This is a genomic window from Pseudomonas poae (assembly GCA_028869255.1).
Classification (GTDB): Bacteria; Pseudomonadota; Gammaproteobacteria; order Pseudomonadales; family Pseudomonadaceae; genus Aquipseudomonas; species Aquipseudomonas poae_C.
Genome location: CP110972.1, coordinates 4,725,241 through 4,741,425 on the forward strand (window position 1 = coordinate 4,725,241; position 16,185 = coordinate 4,741,425).

Sequence of the window (16,185 nt, forward strand, 5' to 3'; positions counted from 1 at the left end):
CCTACTCAGTGATCAAACACGGCAAGCGCCGCCGGGGTTTTGCTCGGGAGGGTCCTGGCCGGTTGCGGCACATCGTTACCTGCGCCGAGCCCGCCGCCCAGGGCGGTGACCAGTTCAGCATGGGCACTCAGGCGCGCAGCCTGCACCTGTTGCTCGACCTGCTGCTGGCGAAACAACAAGGTCTGGGCGTTCAACACATTGAGGTAGTCCGTAAGGCCGCGCTGGTAGGCGATCATCGCGATGTCATAGGTTTTCTGCGCCGAGGCCACCGACTGCGCGGCGAAGGACGCCTGTTTTTCCATGGACTCGCGGCGGATTAACTGGTCGCTGATGCCCTTGAGCGCATTGACCAGGGTCTGGTTGTACCTGGCCACCGCAATGTCATAACCGGCGCTGGCTTCGCCCAATTGCCCGCGCAAACGGCCGCCGTCGAAAATCGGCAAGGTGATCGCCGGGCCAACGGTGTAGTTGAATTTCTTGCCGGCGAGAAACTCCAGCATGCCGCCGCCGGTGGCCATGTAGCCGAGGCTGCCGACCAGGTCGACGTTGGGGTAGAAGCCGGCATGCGCAACGTCGATGCCACGGGCCTGGGCCGCCACCTGCCAGCGGCCGGCGACTACGTCCGGGCGCTGGCCAAGCAATTGCGCAGGCAAGGCGGACGGCAGTTTCAGCGGCGCAGCGAGGGACAACGTGGGGCGCTGCAACTGCGCGCCCTCCCCGGCCCCTTACCGGCAAGCGCCGCCAACTGGTTACGGCTCAGGGCGATTGCTTCGTCCAGGGCATCCAGTTGGCGATGGGTTTCCGGCAGCGGGGTTTCGGCCTGACTCACATCGAAATGGGTGCCGATCCCCGCGTTCAGGCGTTTATTCGCCAGGTCGAGAATCTGTTGTTGCTGGGCCAATGTGGCCGCGACGATATCGCGGTTGGCGTAGTGCAACGACAGTTGGATATAGGCGCGCACCACGTTGTTTTGCAGCTCAAGCTGGGCCTGTCGCGCTTCAGCAGCACTCATGTGCGCCAGGTCGACGGCACGCTCGCTGGCATTGCTTTCGCGGCCCCACAGGTCGAGGGCGTAGCTCAACCCCAGGGACGAATTGTTGTCCCAGGTGGTGGCACCGCTCAGCTCGCCCGGCCCGTAGAACTGATCCTTCGGCCAGTTATGGCGCTTGAGCGTGGTGTCACTGTTGACCTGCAGCGACTCGGCCGACTCGGCGATCCCGGCCATCGCTCGCGCTTCACGCACCCGCGCGGCAGCCATGGCCAGGCTCGGGCTGTTTTGGGTAGCGAGGTCGACCCAGCGGGTCAGTTGCGGGTCGCCATAGGCCTGCCACCACTGCGCGGCGGGCCAGTGGGCGTCCTGGGTGGCGCGCTGGATCGCTTCGTCGGTAGCCAGGTTATTGGCGTTGAGGGACTGGCCTTGTGGGGCGATTCCTCCGGTTCCGATGCAGCCGCTGATTGCTAGAGATAAGGCCCAAACACTGAGAGTCTTTAGCTCTCTGCTGATGCGACGCGGCACGGCAAACGAATTCCTGAGGTGGTATTGCGCGAAGGTGGCGCAATTCTAGGCGGCGGCATGGAGGACGATAAGCTGGCATTCCTGTGAATCTTTGTTACCGTTCAAGCGATAATCCGTTGGTAGGGATCACTGGACGGCGTAACTTTCTGTCACAATTTGTTATCTCCCCTGAGAACACTCCATGGACACTTTGCAAAACATGCGCGCCTTCAGTTGCGTGGCCGAAGCCGGCAGCTTCACCGCCGCCGCCGTGCAACTGGACACCACCACTGCCAACGTCTCGCGCGCGGTCTCCAACCTTGAGGCCCATCTGCAAACCCGCTTGCTCAACCGCACGACCCGCCGCATCGCGCTGACCGAGGCCGGCAAACGCTATTTGCTGCGCTGTGAGCAGATCCTCGCTTATGTCGAGGAAGCCGAGGCCGAAGCCAGCGACGCGCATGCCCGCCCTGCCGGGCAGTTGAAAGTGCACACCATGACCGGTATCGGCCAGCATTTCGTGATCGACGCCATCGCCCGTTACCGCCGCACCCACCCCGATGTGACCTTCGACCTGACCCTGGCCAACCGCGTGCCGGACCTGTTGGACGAGGGCTACGACGTGTCCATTGTGCTGGCCAGTGAACTGCCGGATTCGGGGTTCGTCTCGCAGCGGCTGGGCATCACCTACAGCATTGCGTGTGCCTCACCGGATTACGTCAAGGCCAAGGGGTGCGCGCAGCGGCCTCAGGATTTGCTTAACCATGCGTGCTTGCGGTTGGTGAGCCCGGTGATTCAGTTGGATAAATGGACGTTCAACGGCCCTGAGGGCCAGGAAAGTGTGGCGATCAATACGTCGCCGTTTCTGGTGAATTCGGCGGATGCGATGAAGACTGCGATTACCAGTGGGATGGGGGTGGGGCTGTTGCCGGTGTATGCGGCGATCGAGGGGTTGCGTAATGGAACGCTGGTGCGGGTGATGCCCAACTATCGTTCGCAGGAGCTGAACCTGTATGCCATCTATCCGTCGCGGCAGTATCTGGATGCGAAGATCAAGACTTGGGTGGAGTACTTGAGGGGGTCGTTGCCGGAGATTCTGGCGGCGCATCAGGCGGAGCTGGTGGCTTATGAGTTGAGTGGTAGCCTGAGTGGGGCGCGGTTGGCTAATTGAGCTGGGGGCTTTGGTTTTGGGTGTATATCCGTTGTTTGTGTGACGGCGGCTTATGGTTCCGCTCTTACAGCGGGTCACTTTTGGAAGAGCGCCAAAAGTAACCAAAAACGCTTTGCCCCATCACTCGGCACCTCGCCTCCGGCTCGGTGTGCCCTCACTCCGGCTTGAATCCGTGGGCCGCCGCGATGGGCCATCCTTGGCCCAGCGCGGCTAACCCGGCGTCCTGCCGGGTTACCCACGGATTCAAGCCTGCGTTCGGCCATCGTGATTGACGGGGCGTCTCAGATCACAATCAAAAGCCCTAGATCAAAAGATCGCTGACTTCGTCAGCGGTAAGGATGTAAGGGCCACAGCAAAAACAAAGCAAAGCGAGGCGGCCTGACAGCCGACCTGAGCATTGAAGCTTTCCTAGGTTCAAATGTGGGAGCTGGCTTGCCTGCGATGGCATCGACTTGGTTTGCCTGATGCACCGAGGTGTCTGCATCGCAGGCAAGCCAGCTCCCACAGAAAAGCCAATCCACTGGGATCCCGCTCTTGATCTACACCACTCAGGTCGGCTACTAGGCCGCCGTGCTCTGCTTTTGATTTTGATTTTGATCTAGGCGCCCCATTAACCACGCTGGCCGCACGCAGGCTTGAATCCGTGGGTAACCCGGCAGGACGCCGGGTTAGCCGCGCTGGGCCAAGGATGGCCCATCGCGGCGGCCCACGGATTCAAGTCTGCGTGCGGGCACACCGAGCCGGAGGCGAGGTGCCGAGTGGTGGGGCAAGAGCCTTTTGGTTACTTTTGGGCTCTTTCCAAAAGTGACCCGCCGTAAGGGCGGAACCATAGGCGGCCGTTACCGCAGCAACGGATATTCCCCCCAACCTGACAACCCCCCGTCAAGAATGTTAGCGTGCTTACCATTCTTCCGTAGTCGATGAGCCCGCCTGCAATGAAAAAGACCGTCCTCGCCTTCAGCCGCGTCACCCCGGAAATGATCGAACGCCTGCAACAGGATTTCGAAGTAATCGCGCCCACCCCCAAGCTGGGTGACATCAACGCGCAATTCAACGAAGCCCTCCCCCATGCCCATGGCCTGATCGGCGTAGGTCGCAAGCTGGGCCGCGCACAGCTCGAAGGCGCGACCCGGCTGGAGGTGGTGTCCAGCGTCTCGGTGGGTTACGACAACTATGACGTGCCGTACTTCAACGAGCGCGGAATCATGCTCACCAACACCCCCGACGTACTCACCGAAAGCACCGCCGACCTGGCCTTCGCCCTGCTGATGAGCAGTGCACGCCGCGTGGCCGAGCTGGACGCCTGGACCAAGGCCGGCCAGTGGAAAGCCAGCGTCGGCGCACCATTGTTCGGTTGCGATGTGCATGGCAAGACCCTGGGTATCGTCGGCATGGGCAACATCGGCGCGGCCGTGGCCCGGCGTGGGCGGCTGGGTTTCAATATGCCGATTCTGTACAGCGGCAACAGCCGCAAGACTCAGCTGGAGCAGGAACTGGGCGCGCAGTTCCGCAGCCTGGACCAGTTGCTCGCCGAGGCGGACTTCGTGTGCCTGGTGGTGCCGTTAAGCGACAAGACCCGCCACCTGATCAGCACCCGCGAACTGGGGCTGATGAAGCCCGGCGCGATCCTGATCAATATTTCCCGTGGCCCGGTGGTCGACGAACCCGCCCTGATCGAAGCCCTGCAAACCGGGAAAATTCGCGGCGCCGGGCTGGATGTGTATGAACAGGAGCCGCTGGCCGAGTCGCCGTTGTTCCAACTGAGCAACGCCGTGACCCTGCCGCATATCGGCTCGGCCACCCATGAAACCCGCGAAGCCATGGCCAACCGCGCCCTGGAGAACCTGCGCAGCGCCTTGCTGGGCCAGCGTCCGCAGGATCTGGTGAACCCGCAGGTGTGGAAGGGCTGACCCATACCCCTTGTGGAATGGGCTTGTGTGGGAGCTGGCTCGCCCACACGCATCCCGACACAAAATGCGGTTAAAGCCTGGCTGCTCCAAGTCGATAACCCTCTATAGATCGTCATCCCTGATTCACAGAAGGTTTTTATGTCCACCACCAAAGCCCGCGCAGACTCACTCTCGCTTCTGCTCTTTACCTTGCGTAGCGGCAAGCTGATGGCCATCAACCTGCTGAAAGTCAGTGAAATCATCCCCTGCCCGCCACTGACCAAACTGCCGGAGTCGCACCCCCACGTCAAAGGCATCGCCACCCTGCGCGGTAACTCGCTGGCGGTGATCGACCTGAGCCGTGCCCTGGGCGAAATGCCCCTGGCGGACCCGGACGGTGGCTGCCTGATCGTCACCGATGTCAGCCGTTCCAAGCAGGGCCTGCATGTGCAGGCGGTGAGCAAGATCGTGCACTGCCTGACCACCGACATCCGCCCGCCGCCTTACGGCTCCGGCGGTAACCGTGCGTTTATCACCGGGGTCACCCAGGTGGAAGGCGGCCTGGTGCAGGTGCTGGACATCGAAAAAGTCATCCACGGCATCGCGCCGGCGCCGATTGAAGCGGCGCCTACCGACTTGACCATGGAAGAGGCCGAAGTGCTGGGCAACGCGCGTATCCTGGTGGTCGACGACAGCCAGGTGGCCCTGCAACAGTCGGTACACACCTTGCGCAACCTCGGCCTGACCTGCCACACCGCACGCAGTGCCAAGGAAGCCATCGATGTGCTGCTGGAGCTGCAAGGCACGGTCGAGCAGATCAACGTGGTGGTGTCCGACATCGAAATGTCGGAAATGGACGGCTATGCCCTCACCCGCACCCTGCGCGAAACCCCGGACTTCCAGCAGCTATACGTGCTGCTGCACACCTCCCTGGACAGCGCGATGAACAGCGAAAAAGCCCGCCTGGCGGGTGCCGACGCGGTGCTGACCAAGTTCTCTTCGCCAGAACTGACCAAGTGCCTGGTGGTGGCCGCACAGACCGTGGCGCAAAAGGGCCTGTAATCGGTGACAGCGTATTACCAGCTGCTGCGCCGCGACCTCACCCGCAGCCTGCCCGCCCCGCAATGGCCGGCAGGCACTGTGCTGGATCACTACCGCGACGACTTGGCCCCGGCGATCCACGCCGTATTGCGCATGACCCAGGAGCAGGGTGGCGGCCGCGTACCCAATCTGGAAACCTGGCGACACCAGTTCATCACCGATGCCGAGTTCGACCCCGCACTGTGCCTGGTGGCGAGCAACCACGAGGGCATTCTCGGCGTGGCTCAGTGCTGGACCAGCGCCTTTATCAAGAACCTCTGCGTACACCCCTGCGCCCAGGGCCAGGGGCTGGGCCGCGCCTTGTTGCTGCACGCGTTTGGGGTGTTCAAGCAACGCGGTGAACCCTATGTGGACCTCAAGGTGCTGGAAAGCAACCTGCGCGCTCGGCAATTGTATGAAAGCGCGGGCATGGTGTTTGTGCTGCGCGATGTGGTCGCCGAGGACTGACAGGCGCTGGCGCATAACTTGCTTCCAGAGTCTCTGAAGGGGTGGAAAGAGGTAAAAACCCGTCACCCTTCCTGCGTGCCCTCTGACCTTGCCTGGTGACAGATCCGCCCATGAACACCCATTTTTCCTGCGTTGGCTGCGGCAAATGCTGCACTGACCATCACGTCCCCTTGACCCTCGCCGAAGCCCGTATGTGGGCGGCCGACGGCGGTAATGTCATCGTTCTGGTGGAGGGTTTCCTGGGCAACGGCCTGGGCCTGCCGCAACAACAACGCGAGCACGCCGAGCGGCGTTCGGTGGTGGTGCCCAGCGGCAATACCGAGGCGTTTGTGGCAATTACCTTTGCCGCCTACAACGCCGGGCGCTGCCGGAATCTTGACGAAGACAACCTGTGCCGCATTTATGAACGCCGCCCGTTGGTGTGCCGGATCTATCCGATGGAGATCAACCCGCATATCCCGCTCAACCCCGTCGCCAAGGACTGCCCGCCGGAGTCCTGGGAACAGGGGCCGGCACTGATCGTCGGGGGTGATCTGGTGGATGCAGGGCTGGCCGAGCTGATCCGTCGCTCACGCCAGGCCGACCGTGACGATGTGCAGACCAAAGAAGCGGTGTGCGCCTTGCTCGGGATTCGCACCACAGCGCTCAAGGGCGATGGGTTTACCGCCTATTTGCCGGATATGGGCGCCTTTGCCCAGGCGATCGAGCTGGCGGCGGAACAGCCAGCCGTGGCCAATGAGTGGGTGTTCCATGTGTCCGGCATGGACATCGCCGAACAGCTGTTGGACGCCGGCGCGCAGATCGCCACCGAGGTGCCGGCCAACTACGCGTTCATTTCACTGCGCGCTGCCTAGGCGTGCAGTGTGCGCAGGGTCAGAGGCTGGCCATGCACTCGATCTCGATCCGCGCACCCGCCGACAGCCCGGCCGCGACGGTGGTGCGGGTCGGCAGGCGGCCCGCCGGAAAACTGCTGGCATAGACTTGGTTCATCGCCGCAAAGTCTTTGATGTCGGCAAGAATCACCATGCATTTGGCAACCCGGTCCATCCCGATGCCGCGCGCCTTGAGAATCCCGCGCAAGGTCGTGAAGATCTGCGCGGTTTCTGCGCGAATGCCGCCGGGCACCAGATCGCCGTTGGCATCCAGCCCCAGCAACCCCGAGATATACAGGGTTTGCCCGACTTGCACGGTTTCCGAGAACGGCAAACCACCCTCCGACGGCGTGTAAATCATCTTGACCGGCTTAAGCGGTGCCGCGCCCAGGTAGGGCTCGGTAATGGCAACGTACTTGCCATTGTCTTTCAAGCGTTTCAGTGCCCGGTTCAGCGCTGCGGTCAAATCAGGGTTGGCCTTGCGCGTCGCAATGGCGACGCCGCCGCCCAACATTTCATCGACCACCGCCGGCCCGGCAAAGGCAAACAACGCGCCCTGAGGGGTGTTCAACAAGGCTTCGTTGATTTCCAGGGTGTTCTGCAACGTGGCGTCGATTTCACCGGCCAGCAGGCTCTTGATCAGTTCGGCATTCGGGCCAAAACTGCGCACCACCACCCCTTGCGGCGCCCAGCGCGTCTTGGCAAAGGCTTCACGGCTGGTGCCCGCCAGTACGCCAATCCGTTTGCCCTTGAGCGATTGCGGGTTTGGCAGCAGGTTGGCGCCCCTGCGCACCACCAACCGGCTTTCAAGGGCATAGAGGTCGTGGGTGAAGTCGACGATTTCACGGCGCGCCGGGGTCGCGGTCATGGGCATGATGGCGTCAAAACGCCCGGCCTGAAGCGCTGCGATATTGGTCGCGTAAGGCTGGTCGACCCACACGCAACGCGCATTGAGTTCAGCACACAAGGCGTTGCCCAGCTCGATATCCAACCCCGCGAGTTCGCCTTGCGCATTGCGGTATTCAAACGGCGGTACATCCGCTTCGACCCCGAAGCGTATCTCGCGCCAAGGGTTCTCGGGACTGGGCGCAACAGCACATCCCGTCCCGGCCAATAAAATGAGTGAATACGTCGCCAAAGCCAACAATCGTTTTGCCGTAGTCATAAACCTGTCCTGTGCCTGAGTTGTGTGAAGCATGCGGGCTGGGTGACTCACAGCCCGAACGCAGCAGACGTTCTAACAAGCACTAACCGGTCTCTCACTACGACTCGCCTGTTTATTTCGTAGGATTACTCCCAAAGTCAGCTTAGCTGGCTTTGCGTCCTACTGCCGCCGCCCCCAGAGACCGTGTGCCAACTGGCGCAAATCTTCGCGCCAGCGCGGCCAGCAATTCGTCACAGCTGTAACCGCCGATGTCGATAAGGTCTTGGTTGGCGGGCAATTAATCAGCTATCACCGGGCATCCAGACGATAGGGTGCCAGGAGCCGCTGGTGTTCGCCGTTCTGCATCAGCTCTTCAAGGGCCCGGTTGAGGTCATTGCGCAGCGCGGTATCGGGTTTGCGCACCGCGATCGCCACGCCGTCGCCCAGCAATTCGGCTGAAACGGCGGGGCCCAGGAAGTCGAAATTCAGACCCTGCTCGGTGTCGAGCAAGGCCATGCGGATTTCCACAGAGCCCTGCAAGGTTGCATCGATATCGCCGGCCACCAGGCTGCGGACCAGCTCATCATTGAGCCAGAAAGGCTTGATAATCACGCCCTCGGACGCCCACTGCGAGCGGGCAAAGGCTTCGCGGTTGCTGCCCAGCAAGACGCCAACCCGCTTGCCCTTGAGCGACCTTGCATTCGGCATCAGGCCTGAGGCCTTGCGGGCCACCAGACGCGTGGTGAAGGGGTAGAGGTTCTCAGTAAAACCCGCCCAGCGCTTCCGTTGAGGCGTGGGAGCCATGCCCATGATCGCATCGAATTGCCTGGCTTCCAGGGCAGGGAAATCTTCGACCAGCACCTGATCGACCCAGGTGCAGCGCACATTCAGTTGCTGGCACAGGGCATTGCCCAAATCGATGTTCAGGCCAACCAATTGCCCTTGCGGGTTGCGGCTCTGAAACGGCGGGAATTGCGCGGCAACCGCGAAGCGGATTTCGCGTCGGGGAGGCTCATCCGCCGCAACGGCATCCGCCGAGAACAACAGGGCCAGCGCTGCACAAAAGTGTATCGGGGTCACGGGAAGCGTCCTTTTCCGAAAAGACCAGCCTCACCACACCCAACCCCGGGATAAACACGCGGGGCAGAGCAGAGGCTGTGCAAGCTTTCAAGAAACGGGCGCATGCCTACAAGCAGAAACATCCGCGAAAGTCGTAGGCAACTTCCGCTAAATTTTAAGTCACTTAATCTTAACGTTTACCCATGGAACGACGAGTACCCGGTGGGGCCATGCCCGGAGATTTGGTGTGGCCGTTCTTGGCGCCGTTCTTGTACCAGGGCTGGGCGGCATTCTTGGCCCCGGCCAGCTCACCCGGTTTGAAGGGAAACTTGAACGCCGGGATCTCGGTTTTTTCAACGCCTTCGGCGCTGGCCGGATCGACGAGGTCGGCCGCTTCAACAGGGGGTTGTGTCGGGGAAGTCATGAAAGCTCCGGAACGTGCAAAAAATGACGCGGGGCCAGGTTGCGGACCACGCTGGCGCGCAGTATACCTGCCCATCTCGGATCTTTAACCACCGCCTGTACGAATGGTCGACGTTTACTGACAGCGCTGTCAGTTAGCAGTCACCTTGCTGACCGGATTGGCGAGCTATAAAGGCCTTCACTCTTCCCATCCTTTGCCCTGGCGCCTCACCCCATGCAAATTCGACGCAAAACCGCCCTGATCGTGGGTGTCCTTGTGGTGCTGGCCGTTGCAGCCTGGGCCTTGACCCGCCCGGCCAAGACCAAACTGGCGGCGCCCACAGCGATCCCGGTGCGGGTGGTGAGCGTGGCGCAGCAGGATATTGCGCGTTTTGTCAGCGGGATTGGTACGGTGCTGTCGTTGCACAGCGTGGTGATTCGCCCGCAAGTCGACGGCATTCTCACCAAATTGCTGGTCAAGGAAGGGCAACTGGTCAAGGCCGGCGACTTGCTGGCGACCATCGATGACCGCTCTATCCGTGCCAGCCTCGACCAGGCCAGGGCCCAACTGGGCGAGAGCCAGGCGCAGTTGCAGGTGGCGCTGGTCAACCTCAAGCGCTACAAGGAGCTAAGCGTCGACGACGGCGTATCCAAGCAGACCTATGACCAGCAACAAGCCTTGGTCAACCAGCTCAAGGCCACCGCCCAGGGCAACCAGGCAGCGATTGACTCGGCCCAAGTGCAGCTTTCCTACACCCAGATTCGCTCTCCGGTAACAGGTCGCGTGGGCATTCGTACCGTGGATGAAGGCAACTTCCTGCGCATGAGCGACACCCAGGGCCTGTTTTCCGTGACGCAAATCGACCCGATTGCCGTCGAATTTTCGCTGCCGCAACAGATGCTGCCGACCCTGCAAGGCTTGATCGCCGCGCCCACCAAAGCCAGCGTCGACGCCTACATGGGCGCCGACACCGACGGCCAGACCGGCGACTTGCTCGGTGAAGGCCATTTGAGCCTGATCGACAACCAGATCAGCTCCACCACCGGCACCCTGCGCGCCAAGGCAGAGTTCAGCAACGCCTCGCAGCGCCTGTGGCCGGGGCAACTGGTGACAATCAAGATCCAGACCGCCCTCGACAAAAATGCCCTGGTGGTGCCGCTGACCGTGGTGCAACGCGGCCTGGATTCGCATTTTGTGTACCGGGTCAACGGCAACAAGGTCGACGTGGTGCCGGTGCAGGTGACCTACCAGGACAGCGACGTGAACATCATCAAGGGCGTGCAGGCCGGCGACGTGCTGGTCAGCGATGGCCAGTCGCGGCTCAAGGCCGGGGCCCAGGTTGAGGTGCTCAAGGAGCCGCCGCAGGTGATCCAGACCGTCGACGCCAAGGTGCAGCCATGAGCCGTTCGCCGTCAGCCTGGTGCGTCGACCACCCGGTCGCCACCCTGCTGCTGACATTTGCTCTGGTACTGCTCGGGATGATTGCCTTCCCACGCCTGGCCATCGCCCCACTGCCGGAAGCGGAGTTTCCTACGATCCAGGTCACGGCCACCCTGCCCGGCGCCAGCCCGGACACCATGGCGTCATCGGTGGCTACTCCGCTGGAGGTGCAATTCAGCGCCATCCCCGGCATGACCCAGATGACCTCCAGCAGCGCCTTGGGCTCAAGCCTGCTGACCCTGCAGTTCACCCTGAACAAGAGCATCGACACCGCCGCGCAAGAAGTGCAGGCGGCGATCAACACCGCGTCCGGCAAGCTGCCCAGCGATATGCCGAGCCTGCCGACCTGGAAGAAGGTCAACCCGGCCGACAGCCCGGTACTGATCCTCAGCGTCAGCTCCGACAGCATGCCCAGCACCGAGCTGAGCGACTATGTGGAGACCCTGCTGGCCCGCCAGATCAGCCAGATCGACGGCGTCGGCCAGATCAACATTACCGGCCAGCAACGCCCGGCGATTCGCGTGCAGGCCTCCCCGGACAAACTCGCGGCCATCGGCCTGACCCTGGCCGACATCCGCCTGGCCATCCAGCAATCAAGTTTGAACCTGGCCAAGGGCGCGATCTACGGCGAAAACAGCGTGTCGACCCTGTCGACCAACGACCAGCTGTTTCACCCGCAGGACTACGCGCAGCTGATCGTGTCCTACAAGAACGGTGCCCCGGTTCAACTGCGCGATGTCGCCAAAGTCATCAATGGCTCGGAAAACGCCTACGTGCAGGCCTGGTCCGGTGACACACCGGGGGTCAACCTGGTGATTTCGCGTCAGCCCGGCGCGAATATCGTCGAGACGGTGGACCGCATTCAGGCCGAGCTGCCGCGCCTGCAAGCCATGCTGCCGGCGTCGGTGCAGGTCAGCGTGTTGACCGACCGCACCAAGACCATCCGCGCCTCCCTGCATGAAGTGGAAGTGACCCTGCTGATCGCGATCCTGCTGGTGGTGGCGGTGATGGCGCTGTTCCTGCGCCAGCTGTCGGCCACGCTGATTGTGTCCAGCGTGCTCGGCGTGTCGCTGGTCGCCAGTTTTGCGCTGATGTACCTGATGGGCTTCAGCCTGAACAACTTGACCCTGGTGGCCATCGTGATCGCCGTGGGCTTTGTGGTGGACGATGCGATCGTGGTAGTGGAGAACATTCACCGTCACCTCGAAGCCGGGTTGGACAAACGCGAAGCGGCGATCAAGGGTGCCGGCGAGATCGGCTTTACCGTGGTGTCCATCAGCTTCTCGCTGGTGGCGGCGTTTATCCCGCTGCTGTTCATGGGCGGCGTAGTCGGGCGGCTGTTCAAGGAATTTGCCTTGACCGCCACCTCGACCATCCTGATTTCGGTGGTGGTGTCGCTGACCCTGGCGCCGACCCTGGCGGCACTGTTCATGCGCGCCCCCACCCATCACACCCACGACAAACCCGGCTTCAGCGAACGCCTGCTGGCCGCTTATGCACGCAACCTGCGGCGTGCCCTGGCGCACCAACGCAGCATGGCGGCGATCTTTATCGTGACGCTGGCGCTGGCCGTGGTCGGTTACGTGTTTATTCCCAAGGGCTTTTTCCCAGTGCAGGACACCGGTTTTGTGCTCGGCACCAGCGAAGCGGCGGCGGATGTGTCGTACCCCGACATGGTGGCCAAGCACAAGGCGCTGGCCGAGATCGTCAAGGACGACCCGGCGGTGCAGGCGTTTTCCCATTCGGTGGGCGTTACCGGCAGCAACCAGACCATCGCCAACGGCCGCTTCTGGATCGCGTTGAAAGATCGCGGTGACCGCGACGTGTCGGCCAGCCAGTTCATCGACCGCATCCGCCCGAAACTGGCGAAGGTGCCGGGTATCGTGCTGTACCTGCGCGCCGGCCAGGACATCAACCTAAGCTCCGGCCCCAGTCGCGCCCAGTACCAATACGTGCTCAAGAGCAACGACGGCCCGACGCTCAACACCTGGACCCAGCGCCTCACCGAAAAACTGCGCGCCAACCCGGCTTTTCGTGACCTGTCCAACGACCTGCAACTGGGCGGCAGCATCACCCACATCAGCATCGACCGCCAGGCCGCCGCGCGTTTCGGCCTGACGGCCACCGATGTCGACCAGGCACTGTATGACGCCTTCGGCCAGCGCCAGATCAACGAGTTCCAGACCGAGATCAACCAGTACCAGGTGGTGCTGGAACTGGACACCCAGCAACGCGGCAAGGCCGAGAGCCTGAACTACTTCTACCTGCGCTCGCCGTTGACCAACGAGATGGTGCCGCTGTCAGCGCTGGCCAAGGTCGACCCACCCACCGTCGGGCCCTTGTCCATCAGCCATGACGGCATGTTCCCGGCCGCCAACCTGTCGTTCAACCTGGCGCCCGGCGTGGCGTTGGGCGATGCGGTGATCATGCTCAACCAGGCGAAAAATGAAATCGGCATGCCGACCACCATCATCGGCAACTTCCAGGGGGCGGCGCAGGCGTTCCAGAGTTCGCTGGCCAGCCAGCCGTGGCTGATCCTCGCGGCGCTGGTGGCGGTCTACATCATTCTCGGCGTGCTGTACGAGAGCTTCGTGCACCCGCTGACGATCATTTCCACCTTGCCCTCGGCGGGGTTGGGCGCGCTGATCATGCTGTCGCTGATGGGCCAGGACTTCTCGATCATGGCGCTGATCGGGCTGGTGCTGCTGATCGGGATCGTGAAGAAAAACGGCATCCTGATGATCGACTTTGCGCTGGACGCACAACGTGTTCGCGGATTGTCACCGGAGGATGCGATCTATGAAGCGTGCGTCACGCGGTTCCGGCCGATCATCATGACCACCCTCGCCGCCCTGCTCGGCGCGGTGCCGCTGATGCTCGGCGCCGGCCCCGGCGCAGAAATGCGCCAGCCGTTGGGCATCGCGGTGGTCGGCGGGCTGTTGGTGAGCCAGGCGCTGACGCTGTTCACCACACCGGTCATATACTTGTACCTTGAGAAGTTTTTCCACCGGCCCAAACCAGCTGCCGAGCCGGCGACCACGCACTGAGGCGGTGTCATGCGCGTCCTGATTATTGAAGATGAAGAGAAAACCGCGGACTACCTGCACCGCGGCCTGACCGAACAAGGCTATACCGTGGATGTGGCCCGCGAAGGCGTCGAGGGGTTGCACCTGGCGCTGGAGAACGATTACGCGGTGATCGTGCTCGACGTGATGCTGCCCGGCCTCGACGGCTTTGGCGTGTTGCGCGCCTTGCGTGCACGCAAGCAGACACCGGTGATCATGCTTACCGCCCGCGAGCGCGTGGAGGACCGCATTCGCGGCCTGCGCGAAGGCGCCGATGACTATCTGGGCAAGCCGTTTTCGTTCCTGGAGCTGGTGGCACGCCTGCAGGCATTGACCCGCCGCAGTGGCGGCCATGAGCCGGTGCAGGTGACCGTGGCCGACCTGTGGATCGACCTGATCAGCCGCAAGGCCAGCCGCAACGGCCTGCGCCTGGACCTGACCGCCAAGGAGTTCTCGCTGCTCAGCGTATTGGCGCGGCGCCAGGGTGAAATCCTGTCCAAGACCGCCATCGCGGAAATGGTCTGGGACATCAATTTCGACAGCGACGCCAATGTGGTGGAAGTCGCGATCAAACGCCTGCGCGCCAAACTGGACGGGCCGTTCGAGCAAAAGCTGCTGCACACCATCCGCGGCATGGGTTATGTGCTGGAGAGCCGCAGTGTCGGCTAACTCCATTGCACTGCGCCTGAGCGGCATGTTCACGCTGGTGGCGCTGCTGATCTTTCTGTTGATCGGCGGCGCGTTGTACCAGCAGGTTGACCGGGGCCTGGGCTTGTTGCCGGGGGCCGAGCTGGATGCGCGTTACAGCGTGCTCGAATCCTCGGTGAATCGCTTCGGTACGCCGGACCATTGGGTGAAGATCCAGGCCAAGCTCAAGCTGTTGGGCGAGGAAGACAAGCGCATCCGCTTTTGGGTGGTGAGCAGCGACCCGACCTATGAGTACGGTAACCCGGACGCACAGATCCGTGAGTTTGCCGCCGGGCCCACGGGCAAGCGCGACCTGCGCCTGCCGGGGCGTGAATACCCGTTCAAGGTGCTGGTGAGCCAATTTGCGGCGAAAGACCAACGCCCGCCGCTGCGCTTCATGATCGCCATCGACACCGAGAACTTCCGGGCCACCCAGCACCAGCTGCTGATGGCCTTGATCGGGCTGGCCTTTGTGGGGGTCGTGATGGCCTCGTTGCTGGGCTTCTGGGTGTCGCGCCTGGGCCTCAAGCCGCTGATAAAGCTCTCGGACGAAGCGCAGAAACTCGCCCCGCCCAAACTCTCCGGGCGCCTGCAACTGTCGCCGCTGCCGCCGGAGTTGAGCCAGTTCGTCAACTCGTTCAACGCCACCCTCGACCGCGTTGAGCAGGCCTATTCACGCCTGGAATCGTTCAACGCCGATGTGGCCCATGAGCTGCGCTCGCCGCTGACCAACCTGATTGGCCAGACCCAGGTGGCCCTGACGCGGGGGCGTTCGGCGGAGCATTACTTCGAGGTGCTGCAGTCCAATCTTGAGGAATTGGAGCGCCTGCGTTCGATCATCAATGACATGTTGTTCCTCGCCAGTGCCGACCAGGGCAGCAAGGCCACCAAGCTGATCGAAAGCTCGCTGGCCGATGAAGTGGCCACCACGCTCGATTACCTGGATTTCATTCTGGAAGACGCCCAGGTCAACGTGCTGGTGCATGGGGATGCCTTGGTGCAGATCGAAAAAGCGCACTTGCGCCGTGCGCTGATCAACTTGCTGAGTAATGCGGTGCAACATACCGCGCCGGGGCAGGTGATCGAGGTGAACATTGAGGTGCATGGGCATCAGGTGGCCATCGGCGTGACCAATCCGGGGGATGAGATTGCCAGTGAGCATTTGCCGCGGTTGTTTGAGCGTTTTTATCGGGTGGATGCGTCGCGCAGTAACAGTGGGGCGAATCATGGGTTGGGGTTGGCGATTGTCAAGGCGATTGCCTTGATGCATGGGGGGGATGTGTTTGTGCGCAGTGTGGGTGGGGGGAATACGTTTGGGATTACTTTGCCGGTGTAGGTGATCTTTGGCTGGGTACATATCCGGTTTTTGGGTAACGGCTGGTATTGGTTCCGCTCTTACAGCGGGTCACTTT

Annotated in this window: 12 protein-coding genes and 1 pseudogene; 9 read left to right on the forward strand and 4 right to left on the reverse strand. The window is 62.2% G+C overall.

Translation table 11 applies throughout. The features are described from left to right. Positions 1 to 5: 5 nt before the first annotated feature. Positions 6 to 1,516 (reverse strand): annotated as a pseudogene (locus LRS56_21455) (efflux transporter outer membrane subunit). A 181-nt stretch (positions 1,517 to 1,697) separates the two neighbouring features. Between LRS56_21455 and LRS56_21460 the strand changes: the two are divergent. The 5 genes from LRS56_21460 (at position 1,698) to LRS56_21480 (ending at position 6,957) form a co-directional block, all read left to right on the forward strand. Continuing rightward, positions 1,698 to 2,666, forward strand: a complete 969-nt coding sequence (locus LRS56_21460; protein ID WDU61374.1) for a LysR family transcriptional regulator — start codon at positions 1,698 to 1,700, stop codon at positions 2,664 to 2,666. Positions 2,667 to 3,601: 935 nt separating this feature from the next. Beyond that, positions 3,602 to 4,576, forward strand: coding sequence for a D-glycerate dehydrogenase (locus tag LRS56_21465; protein WDU61375.1), 975 nt, complete (start codon positions 3,602 to 3,604; stop codon positions 4,574 to 4,576). A gap of 138 nt (positions 4,577 to 4,714) precedes the next feature. Next, the gene (locus tag LRS56_21470) at positions 4,715 to 5,617 is read left to right on the forward strand and encodes a chemotaxis protein (GenBank protein WDU61376.1); all 903 of its coding nucleotides are present in this window, start codon (positions 4,715 to 4,717) and stop codon (positions 5,615 to 5,617) included. A 3-nt stretch (positions 5,618 to 5,620) separates the two neighbouring features. Then, positions 5,621 to 6,103 carry a GNAT family N-acetyltransferase gene (locus LRS56_21475; protein WDU61377.1) on the forward strand — a complete coding sequence of 161 codons (483 nt, stop codon included), beginning with the start codon at positions 5,621 to 5,623 and terminating at the stop codon, positions 6,101 to 6,103. Positions 6,104 to 6,213: 110 nt separating this feature from the next. Further along, on the forward strand, positions 6,214 to 6,957 hold the full coding sequence (locus LRS56_21480) for a YkgJ family cysteine cluster protein (protein ID WDU61378.1): 744 nt from the start codon (positions 6,214 to 6,216) through the stop codon (positions 6,955 to 6,957). Positions 6,958 to 6,976: 19 nt separating this feature from the next. Here the strand turns inward: LRS56_21480 and LRS56_21485 are convergent, their stop codons facing one another. The 3 genes from LRS56_21485 to LRS56_21495 all read right to left on the reverse strand — a co-directional run bounded on the left by LRS56_21485 (position 6,977) and on the right by LRS56_21495 (position 9,602). Beyond that, on the reverse strand, positions 6,977 to 8,140 hold the full coding sequence (locus LRS56_21485; GenBank protein WDU61379.1) for a transporter substrate-binding domain-containing protein: 1,164 nt from the start codon (positions 8,138 to 8,140) through the stop codon (positions 6,977 to 6,979). A 288-nt stretch (positions 8,141 to 8,428) separates the two neighbouring features. Next, a complete protein-coding gene (locus LRS56_21490) occupies positions 8,429 to 9,199 on the reverse strand; it encodes a transporter substrate-binding domain-containing protein (GenBank protein WDU61380.1) in 771 nt (256 codons plus the stop codon). A 169-nt stretch (positions 9,200 to 9,368) separates the two neighbouring features. Further along, positions 9,369 to 9,602: a hypothetical protein gene (locus LRS56_21495; GenBank protein WDU61381.1), complete on the reverse strand. Its 234-nt coding sequence runs from the start codon at positions 9,600 to 9,602 to the stop codon at positions 9,369 to 9,371. Positions 9,603 to 9,815: 213 nt separating this feature from the next. On the opposite strand from LRS56_21495, the gene LRS56_21500 reads away from it, so the two are divergent. The 4 genes from LRS56_21500 to LRS56_21515 are packed head-to-tail and all read left to right on the forward strand — an operon-like array spanning position 9,816 to position 16,109. Continuing rightward, a complete protein-coding gene (locus tag LRS56_21500) occupies positions 9,816 to 10,982 on the forward strand; it encodes an efflux RND transporter periplasmic adaptor subunit (protein ID WDU61382.1) in 1,167 nt (388 codons plus the stop codon). Beyond that, a complete protein-coding gene (locus tag LRS56_21505; GenBank protein ID WDU61383.1) occupies positions 10,979 to 14,068 on the forward strand; it encodes a multidrug efflux RND transporter permease subunit in 3,090 nt (1,029 codons plus the stop codon). Before LRS56_21500 ends, LRS56_21505 begins: the two co-directional genes overlap by 4 nt. 9 nt (positions 14,069 to 14,077) lie before the next feature. Continuing rightward, positions 14,078 to 14,755, forward strand: a complete 678-nt coding sequence (locus LRS56_21510; GenBank protein ID WDU61384.1) for a heavy metal response regulator transcription factor — start codon at positions 14,078 to 14,080, stop codon at positions 14,753 to 14,755. Further along, the gene (locus tag LRS56_21515; GenBank protein WDU61385.1) at positions 14,745 to 16,109 is read left to right on the forward strand and encodes a heavy metal sensor histidine kinase; all 1,365 of its coding nucleotides are present in this window, start codon (positions 14,745 to 14,747) and stop codon (positions 16,107 to 16,109) included. Before LRS56_21510 ends, LRS56_21515 begins: the two co-directional genes overlap by 11 nt. Positions 16,110 to 16,185: the final 76 nt, after the last annotated feature.

Bases quoted from the DNA above. Each gene is read 5' to 3' on its own strand.
- LRS56_21460 (WDU61374.1), top strand. From the start codon at position 1,698: ATGGACACTTTGCAAAACATGCGCGCCTTCAGTTGCGTGGCCGAAGCC.
- LRS56_21465 (WDU61375.1), top strand. From the start codon at position 3,602: ATGAAAAAGACCGTCCTCGCCTTCAGCCGCGTCACCCCGGAAATGATC.
- LRS56_21470 (WDU61376.1), top strand. From the start codon at position 4,715: ATGTCCACCACCAAAGCCCGCGCAGACTCACTCTCGCTTCTGCTCTTT.
- LRS56_21480 (WDU61378.1), top strand. From the start codon at position 6,214: ATGAACACCCATTTTTCCTGCGTTGGCTGCGGCAAATGCTGCACTGAC.
- LRS56_21485 (WDU61379.1), bottom strand. From the start codon at position 8,140: ATGACTACGGCAAAACGATTGTTGGCTTTGGCGACGTATTCACTCATT.
- LRS56_21495 (WDU61381.1), bottom strand. From the start codon at position 9,602: ATGACTTCCCCGACACAACCCCCTGTTGAAGCGGCCGACCTCGTCGAT.
- LRS56_21500 (WDU61382.1), top strand. From the start codon at position 9,816: ATGCAAATTCGACGCAAAACCGCCCTGATCGTGGGTGTCCTTGTGGTG.
- LRS56_21505 (WDU61383.1), top strand. From the start codon at position 10,979: ATGAGCCGTTCGCCGTCAGCCTGGTGCGTCGACCACCCGGTCGCCACC.
- LRS56_21510 (WDU61384.1), top strand. From the start codon at position 14,078: ATGCGCGTCCTGATTATTGAAGATGAAGAGAAAACCGCGGACTACCTG.